16 protein-coding genes and 3 pseudogenes are annotated in these 20,656 nt (G+C 55.9%); 11 read left to right on the top strand and 8 right to left on the bottom strand.

Annotated features, from left to right (window positions below; all coding sequences use genetic code 11):
* Position 1 precedes the first annotated feature (1 nt).
* From SD70_RS04680 to SD70_RS04660, 6 genes and pseudogenes are all read left to right on the top strand, one after another.
* Positions 2-867: pseudogene (locus tag SD70_RS04680) on the top strand (carbohydrate ABC transporter permease).
* Positions 868-1,202: 335 nt separating this feature from the next.
* Positions 1,203-2,141: a hypothetical protein gene (locus SD70_RS04675; protein WP_052487049.1), complete on the top strand. Its 939-nt coding sequence runs from the start codon at positions 1,203-1,205 to the stop codon at positions 2,139-2,141.
* Between the two features lie 32 nt (positions 2,142-2,173).
* A pseudogene (glmU, locus tag SD70_RS04670) lies at positions 2,174-3,561 on the top strand (bifunctional UDP-N-acetylglucosamine diphosphorylase/glucosamine-1-phosphate N-acetyltransferase GlmU).
* Between the two features lie 25 nt (positions 3,562-3,586).
* On the top strand, positions 3,587-4,957 hold the full coding sequence (gene glmM, locus SD70_RS04665; RefSeq protein WP_041046101.1) for a phosphoglucosamine mutase: 1,371 nt from the start codon (positions 3,587-3,589) through the stop codon (positions 4,955-4,957).
* Positions 4,958-5,113: 156 nt separating this feature from the next.
* Positions 5,114-5,266 (top strand): anti-repressor SinI family protein, encoded by a 153-nt coding sequence (locus SD70_RS35785; protein WP_156157888.1) that lies wholly within the window; start codon positions 5,114-5,116, stop codon positions 5,264-5,266.
* A 125-nt stretch (positions 5,267-5,391) separates the two neighbouring features.
* Positions 5,392-5,730 (top strand): helix-turn-helix domain-containing protein, encoded by a 339-nt coding sequence (locus SD70_RS04660; protein WP_041046099.1) that lies wholly within the window; start codon positions 5,392-5,394, stop codon positions 5,728-5,730.
* A gap of 57 nt (positions 5,731-5,787) precedes the next feature.
* Here SD70_RS04660 and SD70_RS37645 read toward each other — a convergent pair whose 3' ends face one another.
* From SD70_RS37645 to SD70_RS04635, 6 genes are all read right to left on the bottom strand, one after another.
* The gene (locus SD70_RS37645; protein WP_231571047.1) at positions 5,788-7,032 is read right to left on the bottom strand and encodes a hypothetical protein; all 1,245 of its coding nucleotides are present in this window, start codon (positions 7,030-7,032) and stop codon (positions 5,788-5,790) included.
* On the bottom strand, positions 7,032-7,991 hold the full coding sequence (locus tag SD70_RS37640) for a hypothetical protein (protein ID WP_231571046.1): 960 nt from the start codon (positions 7,989-7,991) through the stop codon (positions 7,032-7,034). The genes SD70_RS37645 and SD70_RS37640 overlap by 1 nt, the downstream gene beginning before the upstream one ends.
* A gap of 31 nt (positions 7,992-8,022) precedes the next feature.
* Positions 8,023-8,829 carry a response regulator transcription factor gene (locus SD70_RS32845; protein ID WP_052487048.1) on the bottom strand — a complete coding sequence of 269 codons (807 nt, stop codon included), beginning with the start codon at positions 8,827-8,829 and terminating at the stop codon, positions 8,023-8,025.
* A gap of 218 nt (positions 8,830-9,047) precedes the next feature.
* Positions 9,048-10,511, bottom strand: a complete 1,464-nt coding sequence (locus SD70_RS04645; protein ID WP_041046097.1) for a glycosyltransferase family 2 protein — start codon at positions 10,509-10,511, stop codon at positions 9,048-9,050.
* Positions 10,512-10,523: 12 nt separating this feature from the next.
* Positions 10,524-11,720: a HEAT repeat domain-containing protein gene (locus SD70_RS04640; RefSeq protein ID WP_052487047.1), complete on the bottom strand. Its 1,197-nt coding sequence runs from the start codon at positions 11,718-11,720 to the stop codon at positions 10,524-10,526.
* A gap of 166 nt (positions 11,721-11,886) precedes the next feature.
* Positions 11,887-12,234 (bottom strand): helix-turn-helix domain-containing protein, encoded by a 348-nt coding sequence (locus SD70_RS04635; RefSeq protein WP_041046095.1) that lies wholly within the window; start codon positions 12,232-12,234, stop codon positions 11,887-11,889.
* A 272-nt stretch (positions 12,235-12,506) separates the two neighbouring features.
* Between SD70_RS04635 and SD70_RS04630 the strand changes: the two are divergent.
* The 5 genes and pseudogenes from SD70_RS04630 to SD70_RS04610 all read left to right on the top strand — a co-directional run bounded on the left by SD70_RS04630 (position 12,507) and on the right by SD70_RS04610 (position 18,242).
* A pseudogene (locus SD70_RS04630) lies at positions 12,507-13,417 on the top strand (decaprenyl-phosphate phosphoribosyltransferase).
* 20 nt (positions 13,418-13,437) lie between these two features.
* Positions 13,438-13,791, top strand: coding sequence for an SMR family transporter (locus tag SD70_RS04625; RefSeq protein ID WP_052487046.1), 354 nt, complete (start codon positions 13,438-13,440; stop codon positions 13,789-13,791).
* Positions 13,792-13,815: 24 nt separating this feature from the next.
* Positions 13,816-14,244 carry a divergent PAP2 family protein gene (locus tag SD70_RS04620; protein ID WP_041046094.1) on the top strand — a complete coding sequence of 143 codons (429 nt, stop codon included), beginning with the start codon at positions 13,816-13,818 and terminating at the stop codon, positions 14,242-14,244.
* Between the two features lie 27 nt (positions 14,245-14,271).
* Entirely contained in the window at positions 14,272-15,954 is a 1,683-nt protein-coding gene (locus SD70_RS04615; protein ID WP_156157887.1) for a hypothetical protein, read from the top strand.
* A gap of 17 nt (positions 15,955-15,971) precedes the next feature.
* Positions 15,972-18,242, top strand: a complete 2,271-nt coding sequence (locus SD70_RS04610) for a hypothetical protein (protein ID WP_052487045.1) — start codon at positions 15,972-15,974, stop codon at positions 18,240-18,242.
* Here SD70_RS04610 and SD70_RS04605 read toward each other — a convergent pair.
* Both SD70_RS04605 and corA read right to left on the bottom strand, forming a co-directional pair.
* Entirely contained in the window at positions 18,239-18,925 is a 687-nt protein-coding gene (locus SD70_RS04605; RefSeq protein ID WP_156157886.1) for a hypothetical protein, read from the bottom strand. The two genes, SD70_RS04610 and SD70_RS04605, sit on opposite strands and share 4 nt — an antisense overlap.
* Before the next feature lie 544 nt (positions 18,926-19,469).
* Positions 19,470-20,405, bottom strand: a complete 936-nt coding sequence (gene corA, locus SD70_RS04600) for a magnesium/cobalt transporter CorA (RefSeq protein ID WP_041046090.1) — start codon at positions 20,403-20,405, stop codon at positions 19,470-19,472.
* Positions 20,406-20,656: the final 251 nt, after the last annotated feature.

Genomic DNA, 20,656 nt, shown 5'->3' with positions numbered 1-20,656 from the left:
AGTGAAACGCAAAGTTCATTTATTTGATGTGGTTAACGCGCTCCTCTTATCCGGTGTGGTCGTTGCCACCCTGTATCCTTTCGTGTATATGGCCGCGGTCTCCTTAAGCGCTTCGGACTATGTCATAAGGAACGAAGTCACCATTGGCCCAAAGGGCTCAATTTCAACATGTACCACTTGGTTTTGAACGATCCGCGGATTTTGCTCGGCTATAAAAACACGATCGTCTATGTGGCGCTGGGGACTTTGTTATCGCTCTCGTTTACTGCGATGGGAGCTTATGCGTTGGCCAGAAAAAACCTTGTTTTCGGCAAAACGTTTATGCTCATGATTGTGTTTACGATGCTTTTCAGCGGAGGCATGATCCCGACGTTTCTGGTCGTCAAAAGCTTGGGGCTGATGAACACGATATGGGCGATGACGATTCCTGGCCTCATTTCCACTTGGAATTTAATCGTCATGCGCACTTTTTTCCAAGGTATTCCGAAAGAACTCGAAGAATCCGGGAAAATGGACGGGTTAACGGATATCGGTGTGTTCACGTGGATCGTTCTGCCGCTGTCCAAGCCGGCGCTCTCGACGATCGGCTTATTTTACGCCGTAGGATTGTGGAACAACTTCTTTCTCGCCTTGTTGTATTTACGGGACGAAAGCATGTACCCGCTGCAAGTGATTTTGCGAAATATCGTCATGGCGGGGCAATACAGCGATGCGCAAGTCGTCTCCGCTTCCGGGGATGAAATGATCGTCGAAGAATCGTTGAAATATGCCACTATTTTGGTATCGACCTTGCCGATTCTGATGGTGTACCCGTTCATTCAGAAATACTTCGTGAAAGGCGCCATGATCGGTTCGGTGAAAGGGTAAAAAAATGCAGCTTATCTCCTCCCGGGATATAAGCTGCATTTTTCAGTTCGGTTTGTCCCCTCTTTCTTGCCTTCGGCTGTTTGAGCGAACAATCGGTCGTTCTGTATAAAGAACAATTTTTGCTCGCCCAACCAAGCACAATGCGAAAACTCCTAATTCCTCACCGAACATATCATAGATTTATCGAGGTTTTTCTACAAAAAACGAACATCTCAAACAAAAAGTTTACAAAAATAATGACGCAGGAACCATTCGTAATAACGAACAATTTGGTATAATCGATCATGTGTTTTGCCGAGCCGCCCTCCCAAACTATGAATCGGAGGAGTATGCAAGTGAAAGGAAACCATCTGCTTTTCAGGTTCCGATTTGTCGGGAAAGTCGCCTTGCTTTGTCTGGCCTTTACTCAACCCCTTGTCTCGCTTCCGCCGCCCGCCGGCACCGTCGATCGGGCGTACGCCTTAGCGGCCGGCGGGCGGTCGTATACGGCTACTTGGATATGGAATACGGGCATGGCGCTGAAGAACAAGGAGGGCTCGCTCCAATTTCTTCGGCAAAACGGCGTCAATCTCGTATTTTTGCAAGTCGATCCCGATGTTCCTGCGAGTGACTACAGCAGCTTTATCGGCGAGGCATCCGCTCGCGGTATCGAGGTTCACGCTTTAGGGGGAGCTCCCGATTGGATACTTTCCGCCAATCAGATCAAAATGTACAAGCTGATCGATTGGGTGAAAACTTACAACGGTACGGTGGCAGCCGCGGAGCAGTTTAAAGGAATCCATCTGGACGTCGAGCCGTTCGTCATGCGTGCCTGGTATGCCGATACGGATGCGATGCTGGGGCTTTGGCGGGATACGGTGAGCGGCTTCGTCGAGGAGATGAGAGCGGAAACCCCCCATTTGATTGCCGGTGCGGATTTGCCGGTCTGGCTGGAGCAATTTAGCGTCCCGGACGGGCGGGGCGGACGGACAACGCTGTCCGAATGGATGATACGCCAGCTGGATCAAACTACCCTGATGGCCTATCGGGACAATGCATCGGACATCGTCAGCAGCATCAAGACCGAGCTGGGGGAAGCGGAGCGAAACGGCAAGCCCGTCATCATTGCGGTGGAGACGGTACCGAGCTCCGAAGGCTTCATTACCTTCTACGGTAAAGGGAGATCGCAAATGATGCGCGAGCTCGGCACGGTCAGCGAAATGCTCGAAAGCAGCGGTTCATACGCCGGCATTGCCATTCATGATTATGAAAGCTGGGCCCGTTTACGGGAGTAGGCCCAAATTGCATGCAGAAGGAGAGACATACAGTGAACGAGACATTCGCAATCGTGCTTGCGGCCGGTTTAGGAACTCGAATGAAGTCCAGCATTCATAAAGTCCTGCATCCGCTTTGCGGCAAGCCGATGATTCGTCACGTAACCGATTCCCTCCGAGGTGCCGGAGTAGGGCGCTTGCTTGTGGTCGTCGGCGCTTACGCCGAGCAAATCGAGCAAGAGCTTGGCGCCGAAGCGGAATACGTTAGGCAGGCTCGCCAGCTCGGTACAGGGCATGCCGTTCTGCAAGCCCGCGAGGCGATCGGCGGCCTGGAGGGACATACCCTTGTCTGTTACGGAGATACGCCGCTCGTCACTTCACATACGTATCGATCGTTATTGAACGCGCACCGCGAATCCGGCGCGGCGGTGACGATGCTGACCGCAGCCGTCGACAATCCGTCCGGATTCGGGCGCATTGTCCGCGACGAGGCGGGTGAAGTGGCGCGCATTGTCGAGGAGAAGGATGCGTCGGCGGAAGAAAAGCGAATCAAGGAAATCAACCCGGGACTTTACTGTTTTTCCAACTCCGTGCTATTTCAAGCGCTGGATCGAGTGCAAAATAAGAACTCCCAACGGGAGTACTATTTGACGGATTGCATCCGGATCGTGAAGGAGATGGGGCTCTCCGTCCAATCGCTACTTGTTGCCGATGCGCATGAAGTATTGGGAATCAACGACCGGGTTCAGCTCGCGCAATTAAATCGGGTGCTTCGCAATCAGATCAACGAGCTGCATATGAAAAACGGCGTTACCCTCATAGACCCGAACACGACTTATCTCGATATTACGGTTCGCATCGGTGAAGATACGGTGATCGGACCCGGCGTGACCATCTCGGGATTAACGTCGATCGGTAAAGGTTGCCGCATAGGCGCCGGTACCGAGATTGAATCGAGCACCTTGGGAGAACGAGTCGCCGTGCACCATTCCGTCGTTAGGGAGTCGATTATTGCGGATGACGCATCGATTGGCCCTTTTGCCTTTATCAGGCCTAACTCCGTCATAGGAGAAGGGGCGAAAGTGGGAGATTTCGTCGAGGTAAAAAATTCCAATATCGGAGCGGGCACCAAGATTCCGCACCTGGCTTATGTCGGCGATTCGGATATCGGCCAAAACACGAACATCGGCTGCGGCGCCATTACCGTGAATTACGATGCGTGAGCAAACGCCGAACGATCGTCGGAGACCGCTGCTTCGTGGGGAGCAACACGAATTTGATCGCGCCCGTAACGATCGGAAATGAAGCTTACATAGCTACCGGGTCTACGATAACGGATGATGTTCCGGACGGCGCGTTTGCGATTGCCCGCGAACGTCAAGTCACCAAAGCGGATTATGCAAGCAGGCTGCGGGACCGGCTGCTTCAGGCAAGCAAGTGAAATAAGCGGAGAGGGGAACGTATCGATGGGACGTTATTTTGGTACGGATGGCGTAAGAGGCGTGGCCAATCAGGAGCTGACTCCGGAATTGGCATACCGACTTGGGCGTGCGGGCGCTTATTTGCTGACTGCGGGGAAAGCGCGGGCGTCGGTCGTTGTCGGCAAAGATACCCGCATTTCGGGCGATTTGCTCGAGTCCGCCCTCATTGCGGGTATCTTGTCGGTAGGAGCGGATGCCATTCGCGCCGGCGTGATTCCGACTCCTGGCGTGGCCTACTTGACTCGTACGCTGGCGGCGGATGCCGGCGTGATGATTTCCGCTTCCCATAACCCTGCAGCGGATAATGGAATCAAGTTTTTTGGCAGCGACGGTTTTAAACTGGTTGACGAGATGGAACAACAGATTGAAGCTTTGCTGGACCACACGGACGATGCGATACCTCGGCCTGTAGGAGCGGAAGTTGGGCGTGTGTTGGAGCGCCAGGATGCGTGCGGCATGTATGTCAACTATTTGGCAGGGACGACCCGCGAGCGTCTGGACGGGATGAAGATCGTTATGGACTGCGCGAACGGCGCTGCGGCCGCGATTGCGCCTGAAGTGCTGCGGGCGCTCGGAGCGAACGTCATTCCGCTGGCCGCAGCGCCGAACGGGGTCAATATCAATGTGAATTGTGGCTCGACGCACCCGAGCGCATTGCAAGACGCAGTCGTGCGGGAAGGAGCGCAGCTGGGCCTCGCCTTTGACGGCGACGCGGACCGCTTGATAGCGGTGGACGAGACGGGGGAGCTTGTCGACGGCGACTATATTGCCGCCATTTTGGCGCGAAGCTTGCTTGCCGCCGGAAAGCTTGACCACCGAACGGTAGTAACGACCGTAATGTCGAATATGGGCTTCGTTAAAGCAATGAAGCTCCTAAATATCAATGTCGTTCAGACGGCCGTTGGAGACCGCAATGTGATGGAGGCCATGCGCCAAGGCGGCTATGTGCTGGGCGGCGAACAGTCGGGCCATATGATCATGCTGCATCACAACACGACCGGAGACGGCATTCTGACTGCCGTTCAATTGGCAAGCGTGATGGCGAATACGGGACAGCCGCTCGGCGAGCTGCGCAGCATTATGCGTTCTTACCCGCAGCTGCTTGTGAACGTGCCGGTCGCCGGCAAGCAAGGCTGGGACAGCAATATCGGCATCCGGCGGGCGATCGAGGACGTCCGGGCGAATCTCGGGGACGAGGGGCGCGTGCTTGTGCGTCCTTCCGGTACGGAGCCGTTCATTCGCGTTATGGTCGAGGGTCCCGATGCCGCACTGCTGGAGAAGTATGCACAGCGAATTGCCGACGTCATTCGTTCGGAAATGGGTGTGTTGAACGATGACGTTGCCTCGGTTTCGTAACGATCGATTGTACAGGATAGGCTGCCGACGAGCAGCCTTTTTTTCTTTAAAATGGTTAATATGTAAAAAAAATAATAAAATACCCGCTTAAACGAGAAGTTTGTCTCGAATACTATCATGCGCGCCAAAAAACCAGACCTTTGGAGGGATCGGGCTATGTCCGTAAAACAAACGCTTGTACCCAACAAGAAACTGGAAGAGCACTGGGTGAACCTGATGATCGTAGCACGCGATTCGGGAATTTCCACGGAGGAAGTACGGGAATTTTTTCGCGAATGTAAAGAGAACGAAGACGACTCGCAACGATAATAATTTTTTTCAGCTTTTATGTTAGCGCTTCCAATTTCTATAATGGAAAATAACCGTCCACATTGCGGGCATTTTTTGCTAATATAGTATTTGTAAAACTGTCGGTAGCCAGAAGGGGTCGTGCCATGATTGGCAAGAAAGTCAAGCAACTGCGCTTGGAGCAAGGGCTAAGCCTTACTGAGTTGGCGGAGAAAGCGGGAGTGGCCAAATCTTATTTGAGCTCCATCGAACGAGAGGTCCAATCGAATCCGTCGATTCATTTTCTTGAAAAGATCAGTGCAGTGTTGGGCGTTCAGCTGGAGACGATCATTCATAATCAAAATCCGCAGCCTAAGGAGCAGCTGGACGAAGAGTGGCTCAGTTTGGTGCGGGAGGCTATGGAATCCGGCATAAGCAAAGAGCAGTTTGCGGAATTTTTGGAGTATAACAAGTGGCGCAACAAACAAAAACGCTCCGAATCCTAATAAAAGGAAATCCCCTATCGCCGGCGGCTTGCGCTCGGCTACAGGGGATTTTTTGGCTCATCCGATCTTGTGGAAAGCGTCCTTCATCAGGTCGTAGCTCTTCTTAAGCCGCTCGACGTTCCGGACCTTGTTCCAGGCAGGCCATGTGTATAAGGGCAGCTTGGAGACGGGATAGACGCCCGCGGCTCCGTTCAAACCGAGGATACCGCCGTCCGAGCGCCGAACGATCCAGGGAAGCAATCGAATCCCCTTGGACGTCGTGGCGACCAGCTGCCCGTTCTTCTGGCAGTAGCTCATCACCTGCAGCGAGCTCGGGTCTGTGAACCCCAGCAGCATCCACGGGATTCGCATCTCCACGACGTTGCCCTTGGCTTGCCACATCGCCAAAGAATCGAAATCGTTCGACGCCGGATCCGTCGACCCGCGCTTCAGCATGCCGGCCGGTACGTCCTGAAACGGACTGTAGACGGTGGAATCCGGCGGCATTTGCTCCAGGCCGACGGCCAGCTTCCACGGATCGAAGATGCCGGAATCGTCTTTCATGTCCTCAGGATCCACCTTCAGCATGCCGTACTGACTGCCGTATAACCGGGTGTGAAAATCATAATTGGAAGCGATCTTCACCTGGCTTTCCCCGTCTCTCCCGAGCTCGATGAGCGTCTCCAGCCCTTCGTCGAGCTTAACGGTTCCCAGCTCTTTCGCGTGCCGGTTGCCGCCGGGAGTTGTGTCGACGCCGAAGTAAAGCAGCTCGCGTTCCGGATCGAACGGCTCTTCCAGCTCGCCCATAATGTAAACGTATGCCTCGTCATGGGTCATCCAGAGCGACTTCCATCCCGGGTAGTTGCCTTCGAGCTTTTGCTTGTCGCCTTCTTTGAGCGATTGCCAATCGCTCGCGTCCCCGTCGATTTTGAGCGGCCCATCCTTTCCGGACAGCTCGGCGAGCAGCCCGAAGTGCTGTTCGTTCGTCAAAACGTTGGTCCACAGCTTGCGGCGGCTTTGCGGAATTTCGAAGTGCATCGTATTCCAGGTGCGCTTAAACCATTCATCCTGCCAGGAAAACAGAATGGCTCCCGCCATGCCGCTGTTTGCAATATCCTGCAGGAGCGAGGCGTCGATTCGGCCTTGCTCCGTTTCGTTGTGGCCGCCTTGATTCCGGCCCTTATTCGCCAGATGTCCGATTCCGAGCGAGGAAGGAACGCCGAACTCCGTAATCATGACGGGCATGTCTTGATGGTAAGCCTTCAGTTTGGTCAAATAGCTGAGGTACGTATTGGGCGTTCCGTCCTTATCCTTCATGTCCATCAGCGTGTGGTCCAACCGGAAAAAATCGGGATAGTAGGGATAGCGTGAAACGAAGCAAAATAGCCGGCAGGCCAGCCGTGCGTTTCCAGATGAGTCGCGTCGACGCTGGCCATATCTTCTTGAACCAGCACCTCGCCGGGATGCTTCAGCGGATCGGTGGTGACCCAATTGGTAAAAGTGAGCGGATGCTTCCACCCGTTCTGCGATTCCAGCACCGCCAAATGATCGAGCATTTCCGCGAGCCAGTTTTCAAAAGGGGAGGCGTTCATTTTGACGGATACGTAGGTGCCTTGGAAGCCGGTCTTGTCATTGTGCCGTTCATTCGTGTTCTGAACCATCTTCGGGTCCCATTCCGTCCCGATATGCCATGCCAGCAAATAGGGCCCGGCGTTGTATCGGTAGGCGCCGCTCGCCTTGCCGAACCGCTCCGGAATATCGGCTGTGCCGTACACCGCTCCGACGGCATAAGCGATCTCGGTCTGAAACTCGCTGTAGATGCCGCCCTCGTAGGCATCCTTTTTATCGTTCAGCTCGTCTTCCGGCGTCCATACGCCCTGGATGAAATAGAGCGGCGCATCCGCATGGCGCTCATTGTACTCTACAAGCGCTTGATAAAATAACGGCGATAAAATCGTATATACCCGAATCGTATTGGCGCCGAGCTCCTGAATTTGCTTGAACCATTCCAAATATGTTTCCTTGCCGATCGGAAGCTCTCCCGGGTCATGCCCCGGAAGCGCGGCACCTACATTGACCCCTTTGACGAAGAACGGAGTCCATTGCCGGTTCTCGTAAATCTCGATGCGATCGCCATGCGTACGGAATTTGATCTGTGATCCATCTGCACTCTGGATGCTTTCGACTTTTTTAGCGGGCCAGTAATGCCATGCCAGGAAAACGGCGGCGGCCAGCAAGGCAATGCGCAGTATCCAGGCGACCGGTGACTTCTTCCACTTCATGGGCATGAGCTCCTTCAATGCTCGAGGCAGGTTAGGCGAGCAGCCGCTTGAGACGCGCTTCAAGCTCCTTGGGAGAGAAAGGCTTTCTGATTACATCGGCGGCACCCAGCTCAAAGCATTTGCAAATGTCCTGCTCGACCGTAAGGTCGGTCAGGACGACGACTTTGCATGTCCGGCTCCGGGAGTTCCGGACGCGCTGAATGACCTGGTAGCCGTCGAGCGCAGGCAGCGCCAGCTCGGTGATGACAAGGTCCGGCTGAACCGATTCGACGAGCCGGAGCCCCTCTTTGCCGTCGTGCGCAGGCCGGACGTCATAGCCCTGAAGGCCGAGCCGGACGTTCAGGAAATCGAGCAGGTCGGCGTTCGGATCGATCATGACCACCGTCGGCGCTTCCGGGGCAGGACGGTATCCGGAGTAAACGGCGATCTCCGTCCGTTCTCCGGCATTCAACGAAGAAACGAAGCCGGCTATGTCCTCCTCCGCAGCTGGAGCGCTCTCGGAAAAGGCGGCAACCGCCATGCCTCCGGCGAGCAGTTCCGCCTCCTTGAGGAAATCTTTGGCGGACAGAGCTATAAAATGGGTGAAAGCCAGCGATTGCCCCGGCAGCAGGATGATTAAAGCCCCTTCCTTCGCTTCGTAAGCGGCCATCGTGGCAAGATTGCCGCCTTCCATGCCGAGACGATTCTCCAATTCCTGCAGATGTGCCGGGCTGAAGCCGTGCACTGCCGCCGCGATCACCCCGCACTCGGTTCCCGGGACGACGGTTTGCAGCATGTTGTTTACATGCTCGTAAAGTCGTTGCGCCAAGCCGGATTCGGCCAGTAACGTATTGTTCATCGCTTTTCGCTCCATTTCCGTTTAGTGTAAGGATGCGGCCGTCAAGCTGCCCTAGAAAGTAGGGCTACACTGCGGACCTAAGAATGTGGGTCTCCGGCTTCGTTGAAATCGTGTTCCATTGTATTCTAATAAAGGGTTGGAACACGATTTCAAAGGCGCTCTCCGACCCACACTCCCATCCTCCGCTCCGCCTTTCTCGGGCAGCCTGCAGCCGCCATTCAGACGGCCTGCGCTTTCGTAGTCTTCGTTTTGCGGGAACGGGCTTGTCCCGCTTCGGCCGCTTCGTCCTGCCAGCTGCGGCGGACCATGTTGCCCCATGCGTGGTTACGGCGGACGTAATCCCACTGCCCGAGCAGCTTCCAGAGCGCATTGATTTGATCGTAACCGGCCGCCATCAACGCCGATAAGCCGATAATGCGCAGCAGATCGTACGTGCGAATCGGGCTGCGGAAAGCCATTTCTTCGATCAGCAGCGACCCGCACGTAAACACCATGCCGATGAGCAGGTTGACGAGCAGAAACATGAGCAGGACCCGGATTTGCGTCATGTCCAGCAACACGTATCCGGCTAGTGCCGCAAACCCGGAGAGCCGGACAAAAGGGCTTAAAATTTCGTACATAATCGTGTAGGGAAGGGCGAGCCAGCCAATCACCCTGTACTTCGGAATGAACAGCATCGCGCGGAACTTGCTGACGTTCCACAGGCTGCCGCGAATCCAGCGCCGGCGTTGCGCGCCCAGGACGCGAAGCGTATCGGGGGCCTGCGTCCAGCAGACGGCGTCGGGACAAAACACGATGCGATAGGGCAAATGGCGGTCCAACATATATTTGTGAAGCTTCATCACGATGTTCATGTCCTCTCCGGGACATCCCTCTTCGTAGCCGCCCACCTTGACCAAGTAATCTTTGCGGAACAGGCCGAACGCCCCCGACACGATCAGCAGCCCGTTCATGGCGCTCCAGCCGATTCGGCCGCCGAGGAACGCTTTTACGTACTCGACATACTGCATGGCTGGAAGCCACTTGTTGGACAAACGGACTGACAGCACGCGCCCGTCCTCGATGGAGCTTCCGTTCGCGATGCGCACGTTGCCCCCGACGGCAATATGCTGCTCGGGATTTTCCATATAGACTTTGACCAACCGGATCAAGGCGTCTTTCTCAAGCAAGCTGTCGGCATCGATGGTGGCCACGAGCGGATATGCGGCCGCATTGATGCCGGCATTCAAAGCATCCGCTTTGCCGCCGTTTATTTTATCGATAACGACCAGCCGGGGATAGAGCGGGCTGCGGTACACGCTGCGGATCGCCCGGGACGGCAGCAAAGGACGGAAGCCGGCCGGACGGCACGGCTTAAGGCCGAACGTCTCCAGCAGCACTTGCAGCGTCCGGTCGGTCGAACCGTCGTTAATGACGACGACTTCATATACGGGAAACTCCAGCGTCATTAACGAATTCACGCTCTCGATGATGGTCAGCTCTTCGTTATAGGAAGGCACCAGAATCGAGACGGGAGGTACGTATTCCGAGCCCGCGAGCTCCCGGAAGCGCGAGTTCACGGTGCTTTTCACAATGGACAGCATCTTCTGATGCGATAGCGCCAAAATGACGAGATACAATAAGCTCGAGCCGACGATCAAATAAGCGGCAACGATTCCATAGTTCAGCAAAAACGCTCTCATCGGATCCCCTTTCTAACAGCCGATCCGGGTTGTACTGGCGAGCCGTTCCGAGCCGGTTTCGCCCAATATTCGCCGGTAAATGAAATTTAGCTGATTGTAGGTAGGGATATGCTGGGCTTCCCGGGAAGCGGAAGCCTCCGACCGGTCGAGCTCTTCAAGCACAGCCTCCCGGGCCGTCTCGCGGGATTCGCCGTTCTCGGCGCCGCAGGCTGCTTCGCACAGCGCCTCAAACCCGGCAGGCCCGAGCTGCGATAAGCTTTTAGCGCTGTAATGGCGGACCCACCACTCTTCATCGGCCATGCATCGGACGAGCTCTTCCATATAAACGCCAAGCTGCTGTTCACCGACGGCTTTGGCCGCCGCCGCGCGAATTTCCCAGTCCGGATGGCGGATCAGTTCGCTAATTCGCTCACGCGGCAGCAGGTGGGAATGCTGCAGTAAAACTTTCGCCGCTTTGATCCGGATTTCTTTAAGTCCGGACATGAGCAAGCGGTCAAGCGCGCCGAGCGTTTCCGGACAATTTCGGCCGGAGAGGCCGGTGAGCGCTACGGCGAGCAGCGCTTCGTTATTTTCATTGTGCAGCAGCTCGGCAAAGAGCGGAGCCGGATCTAGCGAAGAAGAGGCGACCGTATCGGCAATGAGCTGATGAGCTGCGGGGTGATATTCGGTAAGCAGCAGCAAAAGGCTGTGCAGCTCCTCAAGCGTCCCGGCACATTTGGCGGCCGCTCGTCCGACGACGAAAGCGGTCGATTCCCGGCCTTCCTTCGCCAGGAACTGCAATAATTCCCCGGTGCATTCGGTTGCCCGCATAACGCCCAAATGATAAGCGGCTTCGAGGCGCACCCCTTGCCGCGGGCTGCTAAGCCGTTTACGCTCCAGCTCAACGAGTCCCAGTTCCCGGCAGAGGGCGGTCAGCTTGCCTCGATACTCGCCGCCGATCGTCTCGATCCACTCCAGCAGCTTAGACTGAATGGCCCTTAGCTCGATAGAGCTCAATTGGCCGGGCGGCGGAAGCAGCGCATCCGTATCGTCAATATTGGCGCTGAGGTAAGTAAAGTAATCTTGATGCTTCTCGAGGCTCATTTTCATCCGCTCGGCGATGGCGCTGCGCCTGGCCCGAAGCAGGAACAGGGCGGCAAAGCCGCCGGCGGCGGTCAAGCCCAAGGCGTTCAGCACGGAAGCGGCCTGGTCTAAAGGCTCTATCCACATACGGTTTCTCCTCCTTGCTTGCTCCTATCTTTGTCTGGGTTAGACTACCCGACGGTTACCGAACCCGGCGGGGGATGGGCGATGCCGGCGAATCCGGCAAGCGGCTCCGTCCCCGGCCTTGTTCTGCGAATCTCGCTGCCGATGCAGCCTATTATGCCGCACATGCTTACTCCTCCTCATTTTCATTTCGGCTGACTTGCCATTTGCGAAACTCGATCATGCGCTTCAATTCCTTCCGGCTGATGCCGGAGTTCAGAGCGTCTCGAAACAAGTCATACCACTCCTGCGCGGGCGGGGGACCGGACTCCGGCTCCGGCGTATCCGGCCGCACCAGCTGATTCAGGGAGACGTCCAGCGCAGCCGCAATTTTGTCCAACAAATGGACGGACGGGTTCGAATGAATGTCCCGTTCGATGGTGCTCAAGTAAGACTTGGCAACGCCAGCGGCTTCCGCCAATTCGGAGAGAGTTAACCCCCTTTCCATGCGAAGCTCCCTCACTCGCTTTCCCAACATGATCCATCGGTCCTTTGTTGAAAATATGTTCTTTATAACGAACAACCAATTGAAGTATACCGCAAAAATCGTCGTATTGAAAATTGGACAAGTCGGAATATTTCGTTTTAACGAACAAAAAACGCGCCTATCCTCGTAATTACTCCAAAATATAACCAATTATCGTTCTTTATAAAGAACCAATTGTTCGTTATAATGAAATGCGGATCGAATGAAGTCAAGCAATGATGCGGCTGCACCCTTTCTGAAACTACGATAAAGGAGGTTTGGCTATGTCCCAAACCAAAGCGCACGCCAAGCTGGAAGGCTGGGAGAGCCGGCCGGTGCCCATCCGCTACTTAGCCTTGATGCGGCCCCGGCAATGGACGAAAAATTTGCTCGTATTCGCCGCCCTGATCTTTTCCGTGCGGCAGGCGGATATGGGCATGCTCGGACAAGCGCTCTCCGGCTTCGTCCTGTTCTGTCTCGTCTCCAGCTGCGTGTATGTGCTTAACGATTACGCAGACCGCGAACGGGACCGGCTGCATCCCGAGAAAAAGCACCGGCCGCTTGCCTCCGGCGCCATTCATCCGCAGACGGCGCTCCTATTCGGCCTCGTTCTGCTGACGTCCTGTCTGATGCTGGCGTTTCGCTTTCAGCTCGCTTTCGGCATCGTGCTGTCCGTTTATTTTGGCATGAATGTGCTGTATTCTTATCGGCTCAAGCATGTCGTTATCGTCGATCTGCTCATCGTGGCTTCCGGGTTCGTGCTTCGCGCGGTAGGCGGCGGTCTTGTGATCGGCGTGCCGCTGACGCCATGGTTCCTGCTATGCACGATGCTGCTGGCTTTGTTTCTGGCGATCGGCAAACGAAGGCACGAGCTGGCTCTCATGCAGAACGGTTCAGGCTCGCACCGCAAAGTGCTCGAATCGTATTCGATGGAGATGCTGAACCAGATGTCGGGGATCGTGACGACGGCGACGATCATGAGCTACGCGCTGTTCACCTTTACTTCGGGGCATACGATCCAATTGATGTGGACGCTCATTTTCGTGCTGTACGGCGTGTTTCGCTACTTGTATTTGATTCATATGGAAGGCAAGGGCGCCGGCCGGAAAAGCTGCTGCTCGAGGACAAGCACATTTTGATGACGGTGGTGTTATACGGATTTTCCGTCGTCTGCATTTTGCTGTTTTTTAAATAAAAAGCAAGGGGGAAAAGGCGGTGATCCAATATTTATGGCTGATCGTTTCCGTACTGCTTGGAGCTGCGGGACAAGTGCTGATGAAGTGGGGCGTCGGCTCGCCCAAACCGGAGGAAGCCGGATGGCTGTCCTGGTCCGGCGTGGCGGCGGCCTGGCCCATTGCGGCAGGGCTTGCCAGCTACGGGTTAAGCTCGGTGTTCTGGCTGATCGCGCTCCGCAAATTCCCGCTCAGCACCGCTTATCCGATGGTCAGCGCGGGATATATCGTGGTCATGGTGCTCGGCTATTATTTGTTTCATGAATCGTTGTCGCCGCAAAAATGGTTCGGCGCCGCCTTCATCTCCTTCGGCGTGCTGCTCATTGCGCGCGCATGACGGAAAGGGGGAGTGGATGTGCACATGGGCGCCGGCTTGTTGTATCCCGCTCTGCCTTTCATCGCCTGGCTCGTTTCCGGATCGCTGAAATATACGGTGAACCGGGTGCGCCACGGGAGCGATGCCCGGAAGCTGATCGGCAACGGCGGTTTCCCGAGCACGCACACATCGGTCGTGTCTTCGGTAGCGATGCTGATCGGCTTCGATCAGGGGTGGAGAACGCCGCTGTTCGGCCTCGCCGCCGCCGTAACCTACATCGTCATGATCGATGCGGTGGGCATCCGCCGCGCCGTGGGGGAGAACGCCAAACGGATCAACGCGCTGGCTCTCGAAGCCGCCGCCGCAAGCGGGGTCCGGCTGCGAGAAAGGCAGGGGCACACCCGGCTGGAAGTGCTGGGCGGCCTTGCGGTCGGCACGCTGCTCGGTTGGATCGCCTCGAGGCTGATCGGCTAGCGAGATTCATTTTATTCGGACAGGGAGTTGCGCGATGAAAACCGAGTCGTATCCATTAGTTTGGTCACCGGGATGACGCTCCTGGCGCTCATCGCCGGCGCCTTTATCGTACCGGCGCTGTTGTTTGTTGCCGGGCTGCCGATAGGGAAGGCGGACTTTTGGCTCGCAGCGGCGCTAGCCGTCTCGTTCTGCTTTATCGCTTCGAGGAAGCTGGCGGAGCAGGGGCATACGACCGTATTCGCCGTTTCCGCAGGACTTAGCGCCGTGCTGTTCTTATGCGGTTTCCTTGTGAGCGGGCACTTTTACGATTTGTCCTACGACGGTCAATCCTATCACCAAGAAGCGATCATTCATTTGGCCGAGGGGTGGAACCCTGTTTACGACAAAGAGCTTGCTCTGCCGACGGGGCAAAGCATATGGATCAACCATTATGCGAAAGCGTCCGAAATAGCGGCGGCAACCGTCTACAAGGCAACCGGCCTGCTCGAACACAGCAAAGTCATGAATTTGCTTGCGATGGCGGCTTCCGGTTTGCTCAGCTTGGCGGCTCTGCTCAGCTTGCGGCCCGAGCGCCGGGTCGCCGCCTGGGCGGTCGCTTTCCTGCTCGCGCTGAACCCGGTCGCCGTGTACCAGTCGTTTACCTTTTATGTCGACGGTCTGCTCGGTTCGCTGCTGCTCTGCCTGCTGGCGCTCGGCACTTTGATCGTGATGCGTCCGGGGTGGCTGCTTCTTGCGGCATATACGCTGGCGATGATCATGGTGATGAACATCAAATTCACCGCGATCGGATACGCGGGAGTGCTGACTGCAGGACTGCTGATCGCCCTTTACATGAGCGAGCAATTCGCCGCGCTGAAGCGGCTGTTTCGCGTTGCCGCCATTGGAGCAATTATCGGCGTGCTGATCGTCGGATACAATCCGTACGTAACCAATACGCTGCGTGACGGGCATCCTTTTTATCCTCTTGCCGGGGAAAATGCCATCGATGTCGTCAAAAACTTTACGCCGCGCAATCTGGAGCGAATGAACCGCTTCGAGCAAGTTGCAGCCTCCTACTTCGGCGTGCCGATGGGCAACAGTACGGATAAAAAACCGACGCAATTTCAATGGCCGTTCACCTTTACCGCCAAAGAGCTGCCGACCTTTGCCGAAACGGATGTGGCGGTAGCGGGATTCGGGCCTTTGTTCAGCGGCGCTTTGGTTCTCGCCTTGATCGTATTTGCGCTGGCCTTCCGCAAGCGCCCCGGCATCACCTTGGCTGCGGTCGGGGTTGTTGCGGTGCTGGCCGTATCCGCCTTCCTTAACCCGGCGGCTTGGTGGGCGCGTTATGTTCCCCAGTTTTGGGTTATCCCGCTTGTCGGCGTATGGCTTGCCTTTTGCCTGAACGGCTCTCGGGTTGTGCACGCTGCCGGCTTCGCGCTGGCCGCCGTCATTGCCGTGAACGCGCTGCTCGTCAGCGGCATTTTCGTGACCAAGCAGTGGGCTTGGAGCGAGCAGCTCCGCAACCAGCTGGCGCAGCTGCAATCGGTGCCCCAGCCGGTGAAAGCCGATTTTACGTACAGCTGGTCCAACCGCGAACGGCTCAAAGCGTACGGGATCGCTTTTAAGGAGGAGAAGCCGCTTTCCTGCAGCGGCAAGACGATGACGCTGATTAAATCGGGCACGACCCTCTGCGTAGACAATCGGAGCATGCAGGCAAAAGCGCAGTAACGATCAAGGAGGGCATCATGCGCGTCATTTCGGTAAAAAGAAAAGCTTTGCTTAGGTGGGGCATCTTCGTCCTGCTCGCCTTATTGGCGATTTCCGGCGCGCTATGGCTCGCGGGAGAACCGGCCGGAACGTTGATTGCCGGCGGGGGCAAGAACATTCCTGCCTCGACGTTGCCGGTGCTTGAAGAGGGAGGCGTGAAAATGTCATCCGCCGCCAAGGACGGCCATCTGACCGTCTACGACGGGAAGAGCTGGAGGCCGCGGTTTTGGTCCGGCGTGAACTTGGGAGCTACGACTCCGGGACATGCGCCCGGGGAGCTCAGTCCGAGCAAGGACGATTATTTGCGCTGGTTCGGCCAAATCAAGGCTATGCATGCGGATGTCGTCCGGATTTATACGATTTTGCCTCCGTATTTTTATGAGGCGCTTGCGGAATTCAATGCAGGCAGTAAGGACCCGCTTTACATCCTGCAAGGCGTCTGGGCGCCCGAAGACGAGCTCGTGGGAGAGAGCGGCCAAGGCGGCGATGCCCTGCAGGAGGATGCGACCGGCATGTTCGAGAACGAAATCCGGGATGCGGTGCTAGCCATCCACGGGCAGCTGAAAAGAAGGGCGGTTCCCGGCCACGCTTCCGGCAAATTCGATGCGGACGTAGCGCCTTACGTGCTTGGCTTCGTGGTCGGTACCGAATGGGAGCCTGAAACCGTGAAAGCGACGAACGACGCGCATCCCGGCATGAAGCCTTTTCAAGGCACATATTTTCAAGCGGCTGCCGGCGCTTCCCCGTTTGAAAGCTGGCTCGCCCGGATGTTGGAGACGCTGGCGGAGGAGGACATGAAATTCGGCTGGCAGCATCCGGTTTCGTTCACGAACTGGGTGACGACCGACCCGCTGACGCACCCGAACGAGCCCTCCGAGCGGGAGGACATGGTCTCGGTAGATCCGATGCATGTAAGTCCGCAAGCGGGCTGGAAGGCAGGGTATTTCGCCTCGTACCACATTTATCCGTATTATCCGGATCTGCTGCGGTATGAGGATAAGTATCAAACCTACAAAGACAGCGGCGGAAACGTCAATCCGTACGCCGGATACCTCCGCGATTTGCGTGAGCATACCCAAGGCATCCCCCTGATCGTTGCCGAATTTGGCGTGCCGAGTTCCAGGGGCATGGCCCACTATGGTCCTCTGAACCGCAATCAAGGGATGCATACGGAGCAGGAACAGGGCAACATCGACGCGGATTTGTACCGCAGCATTTACAACGAGAATTATGACGGAGCGGTCCTGTTCTCCTGGCAGGATGAATGGTTCAAAATCACCTGGAACACGATGCAGCTCGATTCGCCGGCGGCGCGCCGTCCGATGTGGCGCAACATGCTGACGAACGAGGAGCATTTCGGCGTGCTTGCGGTCGAACCCGGCAAATCCGGGGACGATACGATCGTGCTCGACGGGAGGACGGATGACTGGGAGCGCCGCAAAAACGCAGTGAGCCGGGATTATCCGGAATATACACTCACGGTTTCGCATGACGAAGCATATGTATACCTTCTTCTTCATAAGAAGTCCGGGGATTGGAAGCCGGGAGAACAGCCGCTTTATATCGGCTTTGACACGATCGACGGCGGGAGCGCGAAAGCGGACAAAGCTCCCGGAATCAGCTTTAGCGGTGGGCAGGAATTTGTCATGAAGCTGGGCAGGGAGAAAGATTCGGCGATCTACGTGCAAAGCGCCTACGACTACCATACGTGGCAGTACGGCTTCGTGAACAAAATGATGCCTTGGCAGGAAGCCTGGTCGCAGGCGGGGAACGGTCTTTTCCTGCCGTGGAGGCTCCCGGTCAGCAAGCCGCTGGTGCTGCCGCAAAGCAAGAAGCAAGTGACGTTCGAGGATGTCGAGATCGGATTGCTGCACCAAGGCACGACAGACCCGAAGAGCGGCCAATTCGACAATTTGTCCGATTGGTTCGCTTCCGGGTCTGTGATGGAGGTGCGCATCCCTTGGATGCTGCTCGGATTTACCGATCCCAGTACGCATAAGGTTTGGCGTTACCCTTATGATGCGGGGGAGTTTAAGTCGCAAGAAAGCAAGGCGGTCCGCGTCGAGCCGCATCTTGCCGGCGAGACGGCCCCGGCGGAGCCTGTCGTTTACAAGTGGGACAACTGGAACAAGCCGGCCTCGCACGAGCGGCTCAAGCAAAGCTACCCGATCTTGAAAGATGCCTTCGGCGCACTCGGAAAGCAGTTGCCGAAAGCGGCTTCTTCGGGTGCTCCTGCAGCAAAACCTTAGTTCTTTAAAGCGCGCCAGCCGGCGTAATCGTGGACGGAAATGCCCGCATAAGACGGGTGAATTTGCACCGTTCCGTCGATGAGCGCCAGCTGGCGCTCCATTTCTTTCCTGCCCTCTTCGTAGAAGGTGACGAACGGGGTATCCGGCGCAGGATTCGTTTCCACGCCGATCCAAACCTTCTTCCCGAGACGGTCGCCCGCAGCCAGTTCTGCCGCCGCCAAATCGACGACATCCATCGCTTTATCGCGATAAGACATTACGGCGGTTTCGTCCAACTCGGCCATGATGGCTTCGCTGAGCGTTCCGCTGCCGTCCGAAAGCTTGACGCTGTCGAGCCAGAACGGTACGGCTGCGGCCGTCGTCAGAGCGGAATCCTTCTTCACCGATTCATGAAAGCCGGCGATCGCTTGCCGCCAATATTCGGCAACCGTATTGGGGTCCGATGTCCATTCCGGCAGCAGGTAGGGCTCGATATCGACCTGAATACCCGTAAACCGTTCGTTTTCAAGCACGGAAGCATTATAGGCTTTCACCCAATCGACCATATCCGTTATTTTTTGCCGGTTTTCCGGAAGCGCCCAGTCGGGTGCGCCGTCCAGCGCGAACACCTGAATGCCGCCGGCCGCAGCCGATTTGATAAAGCTCTGGTAGGCGCTCTTGGCAACACCCGCGCTAACATGCAAGAAGATGCGTCCGACCTGCTGTTTTTTTTGCAAATTGCAAAATTTCGTTCCGTCCCGTGCTCGTACCGATGAGCGACGTATGCCAGAGCCAGGTTGCTTTCGGCTTGTTGGACGGCAACGCATCCGCCAGGGAACGGGCAGAAGGGAGCAAGCTTGCCAGTAAGCACATCAGTATCACCGCGCTACCGCCATAACGAATTTCTTGTCCCCGAAGCAGCTTCTCCACAACATGTCAGGCTCATCTCTCCTTGTTCGCTCGTCATGCAGCATATCTCCGAAGTTCGCGAATCGATGCCTGCAAGCGTGTTGGACTTCATTATACCAAACGCTGCTTGTACGAAAAGGACGCAAGGACATATTTGGGCCGGTACTTATAACCTATTATTTGATGATCCCCAAGGGCTAATTGGCTTTCTCCAACACTCGTTTCCGTTCCAAACGGACGCCAACCATCTCATCGGCGTACTGATCCGGAATATCCCCCGCAAAAACATGCAGCTTATCTCCTCCCGGGAAATAAGCTGCATGTTATAGTCGGTGCTGCTCATAGCCAATCCTTCTTGCGGAACAGGTAAAACATGCCGCAGCCGAGAACGGTCATAAAGCCGAGAACGATTTCGCCGCCGTACCTGTCATGCAGGAACGGGACGTTCTCGACGTTCATCCCGTACACCCCGGTAATGAACGTCAGCGGCATGAAGATCGTCGTCAGCGCCGTAAAGATGCGCATGATTTCGTTCGCGCGATTGGCGACGGACGATTGGTACGCTTCGCGCAAGTTGCCCATCAGATCGCGCAGCGTATCGAACGTATCGACAATTTTGACGGCGTTCTCGTAGACGTCGCCGAAATATTTTTGCCACTGCGACGATATGAGCTTCAGATCTTTTTTGTTGAGCGTGGCGATCACGTCGCGCTGCGGCACGAGCACCTTTTTCAGCCACAAAATTTCGCCGCGCAGCCCGACGATCTCGCTCAGGTGCGATTTCTTCGTATGCATCAAAATATCTTCTTCGAGCTTCTCGATCTTCGCCTCGATCCGGTCGCCGACGGCCGTATAGTTATCGACGACGAGGTCGATAAGCTGATACAGGAAATGGTCGGGCGCGTTCACTTCTTCTTCCCACAGGAACGGCTTGATCGAGCGCAGCTCGTGAATTTTTTGGCGAGTGAGCGTTATGATGTAGTGCTTGCCGAGGAAAATGTTGAGCGCTCTCAGAAAAATTTCCTCGTCGTCAAACCGGATGCTGTTAATGACAATGAAATAATGCGTGTCGTAAAATTCGATCTTCGGACGCTGTTCTTCCTCGCTCAAACAGTCTTCCACCGCCAAATCGTGCAAGCCGAACAAAGGCTGGAGCTCCGCCAGATCCTCCACGGTCGCATCGATCCAATAGAAGCCGTATTCCGGCGGGGTCAGCGTCAGCGCGGCATCTTCGATCAGCTTAAAGACGCCGTCTTGTACCAAGCGAATTTTCATTGGATCCACCCCTTGTCAGGAAGCGGCCGGCAGATCCGAATGCAGGGTTAACGACAGACGGACCCCGGCAGGCTTCGTTCGTGATGATATGTAGTTGTCATCGCTCCGCGTCTACTCCTTGGGTCTCCGTCCATCGTTCTCCCCCCTTTGTAAGTCAAATAACCGTGTCGAACACTTGTCTAGTATACCCCTTCGGATGCCCGTCAGCAAGCGGCTGGAGCGGGGCTCAGCATGTTTTTTTTCGATGTCTC

The sequence above is a fragment of the Gordoniibacillus kamchatkensis genome (genome assembly GCF_000829455.1).
In the GTDB taxonomy this organism is placed as follows: domain Bacteria; phylum Bacillota; class Bacilli; order Paenibacillales; family NBRC-103111; genus Gordoniibacillus; species Gordoniibacillus kamchatkensis.
This window is presented reverse-complemented; position numbering and strand designations above follow the sequence as displayed.